General features: G+C 53.5%; 15 protein-coding genes and 6 tRNA genes. 15 read left to right on the plus strand and 6 right to left on the minus strand.

All coding sequences use genetic code 11. The features are described 5' to 3' along the window. Positions 1–188: 188 nt before the first annotated feature. The 3 genes from QSV34_RS11155 to QSV34_RS11165 all read right to left on the minus strand — a co-directional run bounded on the left by QSV34_RS11155 (position 189) and on the right by QSV34_RS11165 (position 1,933). Positions 189–347: a PA1571 family protein gene (locus QSV34_RS11155; protein WP_289154744.1), complete on the minus strand. Its 159-nt coding sequence runs from the start codon at positions 345–347 to the stop codon at positions 189–191. Between the two features lie 155 nt (positions 348–502). After that, positions 503–1,717 (minus strand): pyridoxal phosphate-dependent aminotransferase, encoded by a 1,215-nt coding sequence (locus tag QSV34_RS11160; protein WP_289154745.1) that lies wholly within the window; start codon positions 1,715–1,717, stop codon positions 503–505. A 42-nt stretch (positions 1,718–1,759) separates the two neighbouring features. After that, positions 1,760–1,933: a PA1571 family protein gene (locus QSV34_RS11165; protein ID WP_289154747.1), complete on the minus strand. Its 174-nt coding sequence runs from the start codon at positions 1,931–1,933 to the stop codon at positions 1,760–1,762. A 151-nt stretch (positions 1,934–2,084) separates the two neighbouring features. Between QSV34_RS11165 and QSV34_RS11170 the strand changes: the two genes are divergently transcribed. From QSV34_RS11170 to QSV34_RS11210, 9 genes are all read left to right on the plus strand, one after another. Beyond that, on the plus strand, positions 2,085–2,837 hold the full coding sequence (locus tag QSV34_RS11170; RefSeq protein WP_289154749.1) for a DUF1499 domain-containing protein: 753 nt from the start codon (positions 2,085–2,087) through the stop codon (positions 2,835–2,837). A 396-nt stretch (positions 2,838–3,233) separates the two neighbouring features. Further along, positions 3,234–3,309, plus strand: a tRNA-Glu gene (locus QSV34_RS11175). Between the two features lies 1 nt (position 3,310). Continuing rightward, positions 3,311–3,386 (plus strand) — tRNA-Gly (locus QSV34_RS11180). A 71-nt stretch (positions 3,387–3,457) separates the two neighbouring features. Next, a tRNA-Glu gene (locus QSV34_RS11185) sits at positions 3,458–3,533 on the plus strand. 1 nt (position 3,534) lies between these two features. Further along, positions 3,535–3,610: transfer RNA gene (locus QSV34_RS11190), tRNA-Gly, on the plus strand. 244 nt (positions 3,611–3,854) lie between these two features. After that, positions 3,855–4,808, plus strand: a complete 954-nt coding sequence (locus QSV34_RS11195) for an ABC transporter ATP-binding protein (RefSeq protein WP_289154750.1) — start codon at positions 3,855–3,857, stop codon at positions 4,806–4,808. Further along, complete coding sequence (locus QSV34_RS11200) at positions 4,805–5,578, plus strand: ABC transporter permease (protein ID WP_289154752.1); 774 nt, start codon at positions 4,805–4,807, stop codon at positions 5,576–5,578. Before QSV34_RS11195 ends, QSV34_RS11200 begins: the two co-directional genes overlap by 4 nt. A gap of 1 nt (position 5,579) precedes the next feature. Beyond that, positions 5,580–6,392: an NADPH-dependent 7-cyano-7-deazaguanine reductase QueF gene (gene queF / locus QSV34_RS11205; RefSeq protein WP_289154754.1), complete on the plus strand. Its 813-nt coding sequence runs from the start codon at positions 5,580–5,582 to the stop codon at positions 6,390–6,392. 112 nt (positions 6,393–6,504) lie between these two features. Continuing rightward, on the plus strand, positions 6,505–6,903 hold the full coding sequence (locus QSV34_RS11210; protein ID WP_289154756.1) for a hypothetical protein: 399 nt from the start codon (positions 6,505–6,507) through the stop codon (positions 6,901–6,903). 4 nt (positions 6,904–6,907) lie between these two features. Here the strand turns inward: QSV34_RS11210 and QSV34_RS11215 are convergent, their stop codons facing one another. After that, positions 6,908–8,278 (minus strand): adenylate/guanylate cyclase domain-containing protein, encoded by a 1,371-nt coding sequence (locus QSV34_RS11215; RefSeq protein WP_289154758.1) that lies wholly within the window; start codon positions 8,276–8,278, stop codon positions 6,908–6,910. A gap of 83 nt (positions 8,279–8,361) precedes the next feature. Further along, the gene (locus QSV34_RS11220) at positions 8,362–9,138 is read right to left on the minus strand and encodes a methyltransferase domain-containing protein (protein WP_289154760.1); all 777 of its coding nucleotides are present in this window, start codon (positions 9,136–9,138) and stop codon (positions 8,362–8,364) included. An 84-nt stretch (positions 9,139–9,222) separates the two neighbouring features. On the opposite strand from QSV34_RS11220, the gene QSV34_RS11225 reads away from it, so the two are divergent. The 3 genes from QSV34_RS11225 to QSV34_RS11235 all read left to right on the plus strand — a co-directional run bounded on the left by QSV34_RS11225 (position 9,223) and on the right by QSV34_RS11235 (position 10,009). Next, positions 9,223–9,299, plus strand: a tRNA-Arg gene (locus tag QSV34_RS11225). A gap of 23 nt (positions 9,300–9,322) precedes the next feature. Continuing rightward, complete coding sequence (locus QSV34_RS11230; protein ID WP_289154761.1) at positions 9,323–9,877, plus strand: nitroreductase family protein; 555 nt, start codon at positions 9,323–9,325, stop codon at positions 9,875–9,877. 44 nt (positions 9,878–9,921) lie between these two features. Then, positions 9,922–10,009, plus strand: a tRNA-Ser gene (locus tag QSV34_RS11235). Positions 10,010–10,242: 233 nt separating this feature from the next. Here QSV34_RS11235 and argE read toward each other — a convergent pair. After that, positions 10,243–11,382: an acetylornithine deacetylase gene (gene argE / locus QSV34_RS11240; RefSeq protein WP_289154762.1), complete on the minus strand. Its 1,140-nt coding sequence runs from the start codon at positions 11,380–11,382 to the stop codon at positions 10,243–10,245. A gap of 364 nt (positions 11,383–11,746) precedes the next feature. On the opposite strand from argE, the gene argC reads away from it, so the two are divergent. The 3 genes from argC to QSV34_RS11255 all read left to right on the plus strand — a co-directional run bounded on the left by argC (position 11,747) and on the right by QSV34_RS11255 (position 14,896). Further along, the gene (gene argC, locus QSV34_RS11245) at positions 11,747–12,772 is read left to right on the plus strand and encodes an N-acetyl-gamma-glutamyl-phosphate reductase (protein WP_289154763.1); all 1,026 of its coding nucleotides are present in this window, start codon (positions 11,747–11,749) and stop codon (positions 12,770–12,772) included. Then, the gene (argB, locus tag QSV34_RS11250; protein WP_289154764.1) at positions 12,769–13,569 is read left to right on the plus strand and encodes an acetylglutamate kinase; all 801 of its coding nucleotides are present in this window, start codon (positions 12,769–12,771) and stop codon (positions 13,567–13,569) included. The genes argC and argB overlap by 4 nt, the downstream gene beginning before the upstream one ends. Positions 13,570–13,678: 109 nt before the next feature. Next, positions 13,679–14,896, plus strand: coding sequence for an argininosuccinate synthase (locus QSV34_RS11255; RefSeq protein ID WP_289154766.1), 1,218 nt, complete (start codon positions 13,679–13,681; stop codon positions 14,894–14,896). Positions 14,897–14,961: the final 65 nt, after the last annotated feature.

Genomic DNA, 14,961 nt, shown 5'->3' on the forward strand with positions numbered 1-14,961 from the left:
TCAACCTGGTCAACAACGGACAATTTAAAGGCTAACGAATAATCACGCTGAGTGCGCTTAGCTGTTGATTTCATATCACTTTCCAATTTGGTGATTGAAAAGTGTCAACGTTATTCAGGACGGGACACAGAGCACAAAAAAAGCCGCAGTTTTAGTAAAAACTGCGGCTTTCGCGTAAACCAGTGGTATCAGTCGTTGGCTGCACCCTGGTCGTCCACTACCAGCTCATGGCAGGCGCCCTGAACCATCTCTTCGGTGATTGGCACTTCACGGCCGTTTTGATCGAGGATGGCGGCGCCATTAAAGTTGGTGGCGGCTTCGCTGTTCTGATTTTGCAGGTTGGTCACGTTACTACTCCCCTTAGGTTTCCCTATCTTTGTCTTGCCTGCTGCCTGCGGCAGTCTATTTGGCATCTATTACAGTTTTGTGGATGCTCTTGATCGTTCTTCTTGTACTTTCGTGCTTTGTATTATTAGTTATGGCCCGACATGTCTCTGTCGGTTCAGGTGCGGTATTGACGCAGGTGTGCAGCCAGTTTGTCAATGGCAACCTCCAGATCTTTGACGTCCGGCAGGAAAACAATGCGGAAGTGGTCTGGTTTTGGCCAATTAAATCCGGTGCCATGCACCAGCAGAATGTGCTCCTGCTTCAGCAAGTTGAGGGCAAATTCCTCATCGTTAGTGATGTTGTAAACCGCCGGATCGATACGAGGGAACAGATACAGTGCTCCCATGGGCTTGACGCAACTGATGCCGGGTATGTCGTTGAGTTTGCGCCAGGCCAGTTCTTTCTGCTCATAAAGGCGGCCGCCAGGAACCACCAGATCCTCAATGCTCTGATAACCGCCAAGGGCGGTCTGGATGCCGTGTTGGGCGGGCATATTGGCGCAAAGGCGCATGGAGGCGAGCATTTCTATGCCGCGAAAATAGTCTTGCGCCAGGTGCTTGGCACCACTGAGAATCAGCCAACCTGCACGAAAGCCCGCCAGCCGGTGGGTTTTCGACAGGCCGTTAAAGGTGATGCAGGGGGTTTCTGTTACCAGCGACCCAAGGGGGATGTGTACGGCATCGTCGTAAATAATCTGGTCGTATATTTCATCAGCAAAAACAATCAGCTCCTGCTGCTTGGCAACCTCAACCAGCTCTCGCAAAACAGTTTCTGAATACACAGCCCCTGTGGGGTTGTTGGGGTTGATAACGACGATGCCTCTGGTGCGATCAGACGATTTACTGTGAATATCGTCAATATCCGGTTGCCAGCCATTTTCCTCATCGCACAGGTAATGCACCGCCTTGCCGCCCGCCAGGGTGATAGCTGCAGTCCACAGGGGGTAATCCGGTGCTGGCACCAGTATTTCGTCACCGTCATTCAGCAGCGCCTGCATGGCCATCACAATCATTTCGCTGACGCCATTGCCAATGACGATATCGTCTACGGTGACGTTATCGATGCCGGTCAGCTGGCAGCGTTGCATCACCGCCTTGCGGGCGCTGTACAGGCCTTTGGCATGGCCGTAGCCCTGAGCGTCGGGCAGGTTGACGATCACGTCCTGAAGGATCTCTTCCGGTGCCAGCAGGTCGAATGTCGCCGGGTTGCCGATATTGAGCTTCAGGATACGGTTGCCTTCCTCTTCCAGGCGATTGGCGTGGTCGAGAATGGGGCCGCGGATGTCATAGCAGACATTATCCAACTTGTTGGATTTGGTGATCGCTTTCATGATTAGGGGCAGGGCTTAAGTTACTGTCAATGTTGACGATATTTAGGAAGATTTGCCGGCGTCATCTTTGGCGTACTCTTGAGTAGGGTCTAGCTTGTCGCAGGCGGATTGCACCATCTCCTCGGTGATGAGTTGCTCTTTGCCACTTTCATCAACAATGGCGGCTCCGTGGAAATCCGCCTCAGGTGGTGTAGATTGTTTGTCTTTCTGTGTCATAACAAGGTGTTGTAATTTACTGGCAGAACGGCAACATAGCACGCATCGGGCTGTGGCCAAAGCAAAAATGGCAGCCAATAATCATGAATGGATTTGATATGTACCCCAAAAGTATAGAAATGGATGTAAATAACACCCAGGGTGCTTGCCCATGAGAACGCTACTTACGGCCTTGCTGGTGGGTGGCACCATATTGGTGATAGGTGGGATTGCCTGCTGCCGCTACGGTTTTACCTCCATGTTTACCGGTTTAGTGGCCACTGGCTGCGGTGTACTGTTTATCTCCCTGGCGGCGGTTCTGTCGGTGTTGACCATGTTGATGCTGTTTAAAATTCAGGCAGGGCTATTACTCTATTTCTTGTTGGGCTGTTCACCCGCCATTGCTGCGTTGGTGGTAATGGGGCCAGCCAGTTTCAAATTGCCGCTGATTCACGACATCACCACAGATACTGCCAACCCGCCGGAATTTGAGTTTGCCCGTATCGGTCGCCAGCGCCAGGACAACAGCTTGAACTACGCGGGCGCTGAAGTGGCTCGGCAGCAACAGCAGGCCTACCCGGATATCGCCCCACACACCATCGCCATACCACCTTTGGACTTGCTGCCCAAGGTTGAACAGGTGGCGGATGCCTTGGGCTGGAAGCTGATCGGCTCCGATGAACTGACCCTGCGAGTTGAAGCCCAGGATCGCTCGGCGTTGTTTGGCTTTGTGGATGATGTGGTGATTCGCTTGTCTGAGGTCGGGCAGGGCAGCCGTGTGGATGTGCGCTCAGTATCACGCCTTGGGCGCGGTGATTTTGGCGCCAATGCCGCGCGCATTCGGCGTTTTTATCGGGCACTTTGCAGTGCTCCAGAGCTGTCCTGCAGCCCGTTGCAAGGTACTGAAATTTCTCAGGGAAATTAGGGATCGTTAATAGTTATTTGGTCATTTCTGCTGGAGTTCATTTTTCGCTCCAGCACCAAAAGTAGGCGCTCTAGGCGAGGCAGAGGGAGTGCTGTGTAGTTATTCTACATAAGCGACCGATAACGCCGCTGGAGCAAAAAATGGGCCCAGCCCTTCGGGTTGATCCTGAAAAGGCGTCATTCTGCGTTATTCGTCGCTTATTTAGAGCAACTAAACCACACTCCTCATGCCTTGCCTGACGACTTTTCAGGGGCAACAGAAACGACCAAATAACTGTTAACGATCCCTGGCCAAAGCGCCCAGAAAAGTGTTGACAGTATTTCGTCGGATTCATAGAATGCGCGCCTCTTTGTTGATGACTGGCCAATTGGCTGCGTGATCAAACAAGTGTTCCGCGTCCCGTTCGTCTAGAGGCCTAGGACACCGCCCTTTCACGGCGGTAACAGGGGTTCGACTCCCCTACGGGATGCCACGCGGGAATAGCTCAGTTGGTAGAGCGCAACCTTGCCAAGGTTGAGGTCGCCGGTTCGAACCCGGTTTCCCGCTCCAACTTTCTTTTACTGAGAGAGTTGGTATGAACACTTACAAGGAGCGTATTGGCTGGCAACCGATACAACCGTGTCCCGTTCGTCTAGAGGCCTAGGACACCGCCCTTTCACGGCGGTAACAGGGGTTCGACTCCCCTACGGGATGCCACGCGGGAATAGCTCAGTTGGTAGAGCGCAACCTTGCCAAGGTTGAGGTCGCCGGTTCGAACCCGGTTTCCCGCTCCAAACAATAGAAGGCGCAGGTCATTGATCTGCGCCTTTTTTGTTGATCGCATATACTGCGCCATCTTAATCACCTGTCATCCTGAGCGGCGTAGCAGACGTGAGACAAATTGGCAGGAAAGCCAATTTGGGTGCCATGGGCAGCCATCGGCTGCGCACCAAGGAAGGTGCGCATCAATCTCACAAGCCGGATAGTACGAGATCCTCGCGGTCGCTTCGCTCCCTCAGGATGACGATATGGAAAGCTATGACCCCAGCACTAAAAATAACCAGTCTCAGCAAAACCTACGACAATGGTTTTGAAGCCCTGAAAGGCATCAGCCTGGAAGTTCAGCCCGGCGATTTCTTCGCACTGCTTGGCCCTAACGGGGCGGGCAAATCCACCTCCATTGGCATTATTTGTTCTCTGGTGCGCAAAAGCGGTGGCAGTGTTGAAATTTTCGGCCGCAACATCGATACCGACTTTTCCATCGCCAAGCAGGATTTGGGCGTAGTGCCTCAGGAATTCAACTTCAACCAGTTTGAAAAGGTTCAGGATATCCTGATTACTCAGGCGGGCTATTTTGGCCTGCCCAGAGAAGTGGCTGCCGAGCGCGCAGAAAAATATCTGCGTCTGCTGGGCCTGTGGGAAAAACGCGACAGCGTATCACGCATGCTCTCTGGTGGCATGAAGCGCCGCTTAATGATCGCTCGCGCCATGGTGCACGAACCCAAACTGTTGATTCTGGATGAGCCCACAGCAGGCGTTGATATTGAGTTGCGCCGCTCCATGTGGGAGTTTTTACGCCAGATAAACGCCGAAGGCACCACCATTATTCTCACCACTCACTACCTGGAAGAGGCGGAAAGCCTGTGCCGCAATATCGCCATCATCGATCGCGGCGAAATTGTCCAGAACACCAGCATTCGCCAACTGCTCACCCAACTTAATAAAGAAGTCTTCCTGTTGGATGTGGCCGATGAGCTGCAAGAGTGCCCACAGATTGACGGCTTTCCCACTCGCCTGGTAGTGGAAGAGGGCGGCAACAGCCTGGAAGTGGAAGTGGTGAAAGGGCAGTCTCTCAATGATGTATTTGCCGCTTTGGACAAACAGGGCATCGCTATTCAGAGCATGCGCAACAAGGCCAATCGCCTGGAAGAAATGTTTGTTTCCATGACCAACAACGACACAGAAAACGGCACAGAAGGGGGCGACTCATGACCGCTGCGCAAAAGTGGATTGCCTTTCGCACTATTCTGACCAGGGAAATCCGTCGCTTTACCCGCATCTGGCTGCAAACCCTGCTGCCTCCGGCGATCACCATTTCGTTGTATTTTATTATTTTCGGCACCCTGATCGGCCCACGCATTGGCGAAATGGCTGGCTTTAGCTACATGGAATTTGTGGTGCCGGGGCTGATTATGATGTCGGTGATCACCAACTCGTACTCCAATGTAGTGTCGTCATTTTTCAGCACCAAATACCAGCGCAGTGTGGAAGAAATGCTGGTATCGCCGGTACCCAACTACATCATTCTGTTGGGGTTCTCTCTGGGCGGTGTGGTTCGCGGGCTAATGGTAGGTACCATCGTGACTCTGCTGTCGCTGTTTTTTACCGACCTGAAAGTGACCCACCTGGGGGTAACCATCGGTATTGTGCTCTGCACATCGGTGATGTTTTCCCTGGCCGGGTTTATCAACGCGGTTTTTGCCCGCAACTTTGATGACATCTCAATCATCCCCACCTTTGTGCTGACACCACTCACTTACCTGGGCGGAGTGTTTTACTCCATCAGCCTGTTGCCGGAATTCTGGCAGGGCGTCTCCATGGCCAACCCGGTACTGTATATGGTGAACGCCTTTCGCTATGGCTTGTTGGGCGTGTCGGATATCAATGTTACCTGGGCCTTCGCCATGGTGATATTGTTTGCCGTGGCGCTGTTTGCCATCGCTTTGCATCAACTGGAAAAAGGCTCGCGGCTGAGGAGCTAAAATGAAAGACCTTCACTTGGGAAAGCACAGCGAATACCCGGATCAATACGATGCTGGTTTGCTGATACCTATCCCCCGCAAACTGGGCCGCGAAGCGTTAAAGTTAAGCGGCGAGTTACCGTTTGTGGGTGCCGACCTGTGGACTGGCTACGAGCTTTCCTGGCTCGATGCACAGGGTAAACCCCAAGTGGCGATAGCGGAATTTACCGTGCCCGCCAACAGTGAAGCGCTGATCGAATCCAAATCATTCAAGCTGTATTTAAACTCCTACAATCAGACTGCCTTTGAACGTTGGAGCGATGTCAGCCAACGCCTGGAAGACGACCTCAGCCAATGCGCCGGCGGCCCGGTATTGGTGCAACTGTACACGTTGGCGAATTATCAAAAGCAAGGCATTCAGGAGCTGCCGGGGGAATGCATTGATACGCTGGATGTAGCCATCGACTGCTACCACCCAGACCCCGCATTACTGGACGTAACCGACGGTGGCGAGGTCAGTGAAACCTTGCACAGCCACCTGCTAAAAACCAACTGCCCGGTAACTGGCCAACCAGATTGGGCCAGCGTAATGGTTCGCTATCGGGGCAGGCAGATTTCCAGAGAGGGGCTACTGAAATACATTGTGTCCTTCCGCCAGCATCAGGACTTTCACGAGCAGTGTGTGGAGCGGATGTTTAACGATATTCTCAATCGCTGCGGCCCGGAAGAACTGGATGTTTATGCGCGCTATACCCGCAGAGGTGGATTGGATATTAATCCCTGGCGGAGTACATCGACGGCGATGCCTGGGAGTTTTCGGTTGGTGAGGCAGTAATTTAACGACTCTCCGTCATCGCGAGCGCAGCGCGGCGATCTCGTGATAAAAGTGCTAAATTCGGGATGTTGCTTCGTCGCCTTTAGAATACTGTTAGGGAGATTAGTGAAGCGTGCGCAATTTACCAACCTTTTTAATCGGACTGTTTGTTAGTGTTTTTGTATTCTGGCTTTTAGCTGACTTCAATTCTGGCAACAGTGATTACACCATCGTAATCGTAGATAACAGTGGCTGCGAATCACCCAGATATATGGTGACCATTAAGAATCAATCAGTTGTTGTTGAGGGAGATCAGATTAGTTATGACAGCCTTGTTGCTCCAAATGGAGCGAAGGCTCAAATAACTGTACCTTCGTTACTTGATACTGAAGGAGTATCTATTTATAAAATAATGGCAAGCTATGCAAATTGTAATGCCATTACATCCAAAGAAAGGAGCGTAAAGCCAGGCTGGATTCTTTACGAATTTATTGACAAAAATAAAATAAAACATGAAATTCGTTCAAAATAATTACCTACAACCCCTCATTCTCCAATCGATCAATCGCCTCTTTTAGCGACTTCATAATCCGGCTTTTCTCATAGTTATTGATCTTGTCCGTATCCATATACATGGAAAAACCGTCGGCGGCGTGTTCGAAGTAGGCTTGGTCTTTGCCCAGGTTTTTGCGGGTATCGATGGCGGAGTACACTTTCACCGGCTGCTGATAGCCTTTGACGGTAATTTCCCCTTTGTCCTGGCACATCACGGTATCTTTCACCAAGGCATAGGTGGCGTGGGATACCAGAATCTCTCCCGGTTGTGCGGAAGATTCCAAACGGCTGGCGAGGTTCACTTCGGTACCCAACAGGGTGTAGTCCAGGCGGTTTTCGGTGCCGAAGTTGCCCACGGTGCAAAAGCCGGTATTGATGCCCATGCGAATTTCCATCGGCTTCTGTACCCCCTGGTTGGCCCAGCGCAGCTGCAGTTCGCGCATGTGTTTTTTCATGGCGATAGCCATGGACACGCAAGCCAGGCAGTCGTCTTTAGCTCCACGGGTGCTGGGGTCGCCAAAGAATACCATCATGCCATCGCCCATAAACTTGTCGATGGTGCCACCGAATTTGAGGGCGATGTCCGACATCTCCGTCAGGTAGTTATTCAGCAGTCCGGTTAGCGCTTCCGGCTCCATTTCTTCCGCCAGCTCACTGAAACCGCGTATGTCGGAAAAGAACACCGTCAATTTTTTGCGCTGGGTTTCCAGGCGCACTTCCTTGCCAGAGAGGATTTCTTTTCGCAGGGCAGGGGAGAGATATTTCGACAACTTGTAGGAACGCAGCTTGTTCTGCAGCAGTTCCTGCTCCACTTTTTTCAGGTGGCGCATCAGCTGGCGGGATTCAGTATGGCTGTAGGTGCCGTAGATGCACAGGTAAGCGCCCAAAGTCAGCAGGCTGGCAATGCCAGTGGTCAGGGTGATGTCCGGAGAGAAATTGGCCGGTTGCACAATCAGCAGCAGGGCAGCGCCAATCAGCAGCGAGATAAAACTTTCCAGCATTCGCACGGCGCCGCCAAGAATGGCGCTGTTGTGCAAAGTCAGCAGGGCGAACAGGGCGCCGGGCAGCAGAGAGAAGTCACTGTAGGAGATAAAAGCCCCCACAAGTATGGCGTCTACATACCCCAGCAGGTGGGAGCATTGGGCGCGCTTGTCTTCCTTTACGGCGCCGGTGATAAAGTGAGCCACCAATATGTACAACAGCACACCAACCGCCGCCAGGCTGAACGCCACGCCGGTAAACAGTTTCGGTAACAGCAAAAAGTGGCATACGGCGGACAAACCGATCAGCACCCGAAAGATGCCCTGATGGTGGTTACTGCCGGAAAATTTACTGCTGTCGGTGTCTGTCATTATTGGTATGCCATAGCAGTGTTGTGGTTATCGGCGTTATTACATCGCCTGGTGGAAAAAAAGTCCATGTTTTATCGACACTTTCATCGCTGAGGCCGACACAAAAGGTGAATATAGCGACCAAGGCCAGCGAAGGGTTCGCAATTAGAGTGGCGCAGCTCCATGCGGCGCACTTCCTCCGGCAGCAAATTACCACCGCTAGGCTGACGAACATAGTCGTGGAATACCCTGATCCCGCTTTTATAAACCACCATTAACCCCTGTTTCTGCAACCAGCCAGTGACTTCCGCCAAAGATAGAGGATTGGACGGCGTCAGGCTGTTGGGGTCGCCCGCAAAATCCTTGCTGATGGCCTTGTTGAAATTGCCGCGCATCAGGTTGTGATAAACCAGCCCGTCGCGGTTGTAGAAAGTCAGCGACAACCAGCCTTCCTCCGTCATTAGCGACCGCAAATAGGGTATGGCTTCTGCGGGCTGCGCCAGCCATTCCAGAACCGCATGGCAAATCACCAGATCGAAAGTCTTGCCAGGAAGCTGCTGGGTAAGCTGTTGCAGAGGGGATTGTAACCACTGGGTGTTATTGCTCAGCTCAGCGGATTTGGCGCTTTCCTTTGCCAAGGTGAGCATTTCAGTGGAAATATCGTTGATTGTGACATTGTGCCCTCGCTGTGCCAGCTTAATGGCCAACTGAGCAAGGCCAGCGCCGGCATCGATTACATTCGCCTGTGAGGGTAAGTGTGGAAGCACCTGTTCTGACAGGTCTCGCCAGAGCACATCCAGGCGAATTTGGCCTTTCAGGCCGCCGTAGATTTTGCGGACAAAGTGGTCGGCGATGCCGTTGAAGTTGCGGTCTTTATTCATCAACTAAATTGTCTCTTTTATATATTCAGCACCTATTACAACCTTGTAGTTTTGGCCCGCGTGGCTAGAATACAGCACTTCCAAGCCCCGATGGCACAGCTGGATAGCGCGGCCCCCTCCTAAGGGGCAGGTCAGAGGTTCGAATCCTCTTCGGGGCGCCATTTTCACAACTACAAAATTCCCAATGAACGCACTAGAAACCCTGAAAAATCGCGTCTCCACACCCCGCTTATCCGCACCCGCTCCCTCAGGCGAAATACTGACAAACATCAAACAGGCCGCCATGCGTGCCGCCGATCATCGCATGCTGCGACCATGGCGTTTTCTGGTGATTGAGGGTGGCAGCAGAAATAAATTGGGGCGGTTGTTTGCAGAAGCCAAAGCAGCCGATAGCGGCCCAATTTCTGCGGAAGAAGCCACCAATTGGGCCAACAAGACACACCGTGCCCCTATGATTATTGTCGCTATTGCCAGCTGCAAAGAGGACGAAAAAGTACCAGAGATCGAACAAATCATTTCCGCCGGTTGCTGCGTACAGAACATGCTTAATGCCGCTTTTGTCCAAGGTGTTGGTGCGGTATGGCGCACTGGCGATTTTGCCTACCATGCAACCGTACGCAAAGGTCTGGGAATTGACGACCACGAAAAAATCGTCGGCTACCTTTACCTGGGCACTCCCCAAGGCCGCCAGAAGCCAGTTCCGGAAATCGATACTGAGCAATTCTTCAGCAACTGGTAGCGTTGATTTTAAAACCGCCCTTGTGTAAAGTGCGCGACCTTCACGGTGAGGTGTCCGAGTGGCCGAAGGAGCACGCCTGGAAAGTGTGTATACGGAAACGTATCGAGGGTTCGAATCCCTCCCTCACCGCCACCCATAAAAAAACCCAAGTCCAGTGGCTTGGGTTTTTTTATGGGTGGCGGTGAGGGAAATGTGGACAAACCCTCTGGTTCGACAAAATTGCAGGACCACAATTTTGGGCGCCACAGCGAAGCGAAGGCGGTCTGTAAGACCGAGGGTCATGGATGACCCGAGTCACAAATTTGCAGGATAGAAAATTTGGGCGCCTCTGGCGGCCGAAGGCCGAGCGCCAAGGATGTGGCGAGTCAATCCCCACAACACCCCACAATCAACTGCCGCAACTTCTCTGTTGTTGGCTTTATCTCACTCATATCCAGATATTCATCCGGTTGGTGAGCCTGAGCGATAGATCCTGGCCCCATAACAATGGTTTCGCAGCCCAGTTCGCTGATAAACGGGGCTTCGGTGCAGTAGTTCACCGCTACTGCCGGTTGCCCGGAGACTTTTTCTGCGAGTTTGACCAGGCTGCTATCAGGACTGCCGGAGAACGCCGGGATGGCTTCGTGCATGTGTGTTAATTCAATCGCTCCGGGGTGACGCTCTTCAAGTGGTTTTAGAGCATCGTTTAATAGGTCATAAACGCTGGCTACAGACATACCCGGCATTGGGCGCACGTCAATTTGCAGCTCGCAACAAGCACATATACGGTTGGGGTTGTCGCCGCCGTGAATATGGCCCAGGTTGATGGTGGGGTATGGCACATCAAAAGAGGGCTGCTGATAGCGTTCTTTCATCTGTTGTTGTGTTTGCAACAGGTTGGTCATTACCTCGTTCATGATTTCCAGCGCGTTGAGCCCGTAATCCGGATTAGAGCTATGGCCACTGCGCCCGGTGACGGTGATGCTCTCTGAAAAGTGCCCTTTATGGCAATACACCGCCTGCATGGAGGTAGGCTCGCCGATAATGGCGTAATCCGGGCGGATGGTTTTCTGCGCCGCCAGCTGGCGGGCGCCGGCCATGGTGGTTTCTTCGTCGGCGGTGGCCAGTATGCGCAGAGGCTGCTGCAGCTTGCTCAAGTCCATGCCGTCAATGGCATCCAGCACAAAGGCGAAAAAGCCCTTCATATCGATGCTGCCCAGGCCGTAGAGCTTGTTGTCTGACTCTGTCAGCTTGAATGGGTCGAAATTCCAACGGCTCTCGTCGAAAGGCACGGTATCGGTATGCCCAGCCAGCAGCAGTCCACCATCGCCGCTGCCGTAACTGGCCACCAGGTTGAACTTGCCGGGAACGGATTCCAGCTCGGTGATTTCCACGGCAAAGCCGCGGTCACTGAGCCAGCCTTCCAGGTGTTGAATCACTTCCCGGTTGGAGTGGTCCCAGTGAGGGTTGCCACTGGATATACTGGGTGTGGCAATCAGGGTTTTGTAGTGTTCTAAAAATGACATAGCTGCGTATGGTTTGGTCTTCGGTATGTCATCGCGAGCGAAGCGTGGCGATCCAGTGTCTTTGAGTCGCTGGATTGCCGCGTCGCCTTGCGGCTCCTCGCAATGACGCTGCCCAAACTATTGCATAAAAGCCACTAAAACGGTATCTTGCCGCCTCTTTTCGCTAATTGCGTTTTCGTCATGATATTTTGCATGCTCAACGGCATCAATAAAGCACCACTCCTTCCGGCTATTCGACGACGTTAAGCCGCCTTTTGTCACGCTTGCTGCTTGCATATCAAGTACAATGCCCGTGGCCTTTCCTGCTGCACCATGCAGCACCCCGATAGCAATCTAAAAACTTGTATTCGCTAATGAGGCGACTGTGAAAAAATTAGCCCTGATTGGTGCCAGTGGTTACGCTGGCCTGGAATTTTGCCGTTGGGTCAGCCAACACCCCAAGCTGGAAATTGTGTCTCTGATGGTGTCCCCCCAGAGTGTTTACCTGGGTCAAACGCCGGGTCAGTTCTGCCCTGAACTGGTACATCTGCCACTGCCTGCCCTGGAAGCCAGTACTGATGAAAATATTGCACGTCTGGCCAGCGAGGTGGATGGCGTGGTGTTGGCTACCGAACATGAAGTCAGCGCCAATGTAATTGGCAAGATCGTCGATACCGGCGTTGCCATTTTTGACCTCTCCGGCGGTTATCGCCTGAAAGAGCCGGCGCTCTACGACCGCTATTACGGTTTTACTCACCCGCGTCCGGACTTGCTGCAAACAGCGGCTTACGGCCTGGCGGAGTGGAATAGCGCGGCGATTGCCGATGCCCAACTGGTGGCTGTTCCCGGCTGTTATCCCACTGCCGCCCAACTGGCCCTGAAGCCATTGTTAGCCTACTGCCAACAAACTGGTAACTCTGTTGTACAAGCGCCAGTAATCAACGCCACAAGCGGCGTCAGTGGCGCCGGCCGCAAAGCCAAGCCGGGCTCCCATTTCTGTGAGGTGAGTCTGCATCCCTACGGTATTTTCAGTCACCGTCACACCCCGGAAATTGCCCAGGGCGTGGAGCGTGACGTGGTCTTTACGCCGCACTTGGGAGCGTTTAAGCGGGGCATTCTGGAAACCATTAACGTTGCTCTGGAACAACCTGTGGATGAGGGCGCCTTGCGCAACCACTTTGCCGACACCTACAAGGATGCGCCACTGGTGAGAATGTCTCACCAGTCAGTGCCTTCCATCCAGGCGGTAGAGAAAACCCCGTTCTGTGATATTGGCGTCTACACTCAGGGCAACCAGGTGATTTTGGTGTCCGCCATCGACAACCTGGTGAAAGGCGCCGCCGGGCAAGCGCTGCAGTGCGTCAACATTCGCTTTGGCTGGCCGCAGCAAATGGGCATGGTGCCATCGTGAGCAAGCCCCTTGTTGTTAAACCCCCTGTTATTAAACCCCTGGTTATCAAAGTCGGCGGTGCGCTGCTGAACGACAAGGCTGCACAGCAGGCGTTATTCGCCCAGCTTGCGCAATTGTCTCGGCCTTGGGTATTGCTCCATGGCGGTGGTGCTCTGGTGGATCAATGGCTATCCAAATTGGGTTTTAATGTGGAGCGCCGTCGCGGTTTGCGGGTGAGCCCTGCCGAGCAGATGCCGTTTATTACCGGCGCCCTGGCTGGCTGTGCCAATACCGAACTGGTTTCCGGCGCGGTGGCCGCGAGCATTCCGGCAATTGGCCTCAGTATGGTGGACGCTGGTTGCTCAGCGTCGCTGCTGGCGGACGACCTGGGCCAGGTTGGTGAAGTCACGCATACCAACCCCGAGCCCTTGCAAAAATTATTGGCAGCAGACTTCCGCCCTCTGGTGTGCAGCATTGCCTGTGGTGCTGATGGCGCGCTGTTGAATATCAACGCAGACGATGCAGCAGTGGCCATTGCCAAGGCCATTGGCGGCGACCTGTTGTTGCTCAGCGATGTGCCTGCAGTACTGGATGGCAATCGACAGCCAATCCCCAAGTTGGACGAAGGGCAAATCGAGAGTTTGATCACCGAAGGAGTCATTGTCGACGGCATGGCAGTAAAAGTGCGTGCTGCACTGGCGGCAGCGAAAGCGGCAGGTGGAAAAGTATTGATAGCCTCCTGGCAACAGCCAGAGGCCATTGTTCAGTGGTGCGCCGGGGAATCTGTGGGCACCGAGATTAGCGAGTCGTCATCCTGAGGAGCCGAAGGCGACGTGAGGATCTCACGGCCATCGACTTGTGAGATCCTCACGGTCGCTTACGCTCCCTCAGGATGACGAAAAAGTTTGAATTTATTGAGGTAAGAAAATGACTAACATCAGCAAAAAAAGTATCAAAAAAGTTGTATTGGCATACTCCGGCGGTCTGGACACTTCCGCCATCATTCCCTGGCTGAAAGAGAACTACGGCTGTGAAGTGGTGGCCTTTGCTGCCAACGTAGGGCAGGGGGATGAAGAACTGGAAGGCCTGGAAGAAAAGGCCATCGCCTCCGGCGCCAGCAGTTGCTATATCGTCGACCTGAAAGACGAGTTTGTTGCCAACTACGTGTACCCCACCTTTAAAACCGGCGCTATCTACGAAAGCGACTACCTGCTAGGCACCAGTATTGCCCGCCCGATTATCGCCAAGGCGCAAGTAGAAGTGGCTCGCAAAGTGGGAGCCGATGCGCTGTCTCATGGTTGTACCGGCAAGGGTAACGACCAGGTGCGTTTTGAATCCTGCTTTGCCGCTCTGGCGCCAGACCTGCATGTGATCGCCCCCTGGCGGGAGTGGGATCTGACTTCCCGGGAAAGCCTGCTGGACTATCTGGAAGAGCGCAATATCCCCTGCAGCGCCTCGCTCACCAAAATCTACAGCCGCGACGCCAACGCCCTGCATATTTCCCACGAAGGTGGCGAGTTGGAAGACCCGTGGAACGCCCCCAGCGATGGCGTTTGGACCATGACGGTTTCCCCAGAACAGGCGCCGGATGAAGCGGAAATGGTTACTCTGGATATCGAAAAGGGTGAAATCACCGCCGTAGACGGCGTTGCCATGTCGCCGTTTCAGGTGCTGGAAAGCCTCAACGAGAAGGGTGCGCGACACGGCATTGGCCGCATCGATATCGTCGAAAACCGCCTGGTGGGCATGAAATCCCGCGGCTGTTACGAAACCCCAGGGGGCACTCTGTTGGTGAGCGCCTTGCGTGCTATCGACGAGTTGGTGCTGGACAAAACCTGCCGCAGCTGGAAAACCACCGTAGCCGAACAGTTTGCCCACCTGGTTTACGACGGCCGCTGGTTTACCCCGCTGAAAGACTCCCTGTACGCCGCCGCTGAAGCGCTCAATGAAGACGCTGCCGGCACCGTAGTGCTGAAGCTGTACAAAGGCCAGGTGACGGCAATTCAGAAGAAGTCCCCCAACAGCCTGTACCGGGAATCTTTTGCCACCTTTGGCGAGGACGACGTGTACGACCAGTCCCACGCGGAAGGCTTTATTCGCTTGTTTTCACTGTCCAGCCGCATTAAGGCAATGGGCGGGGAATAATGTCATCGCGAGCGTGGCGTGGCGATCCAGTGTCTTTGAAGTCGCTGGATTGCCGCAGTCGCTTC

This window comes from Porticoccus sp. W117, assembly GCF_030341905.1.
Classification (GTDB): Bacteria; Pseudomonadota; Gammaproteobacteria; order Pseudomonadales; family Porticoccaceae; genus SCSIO-12696.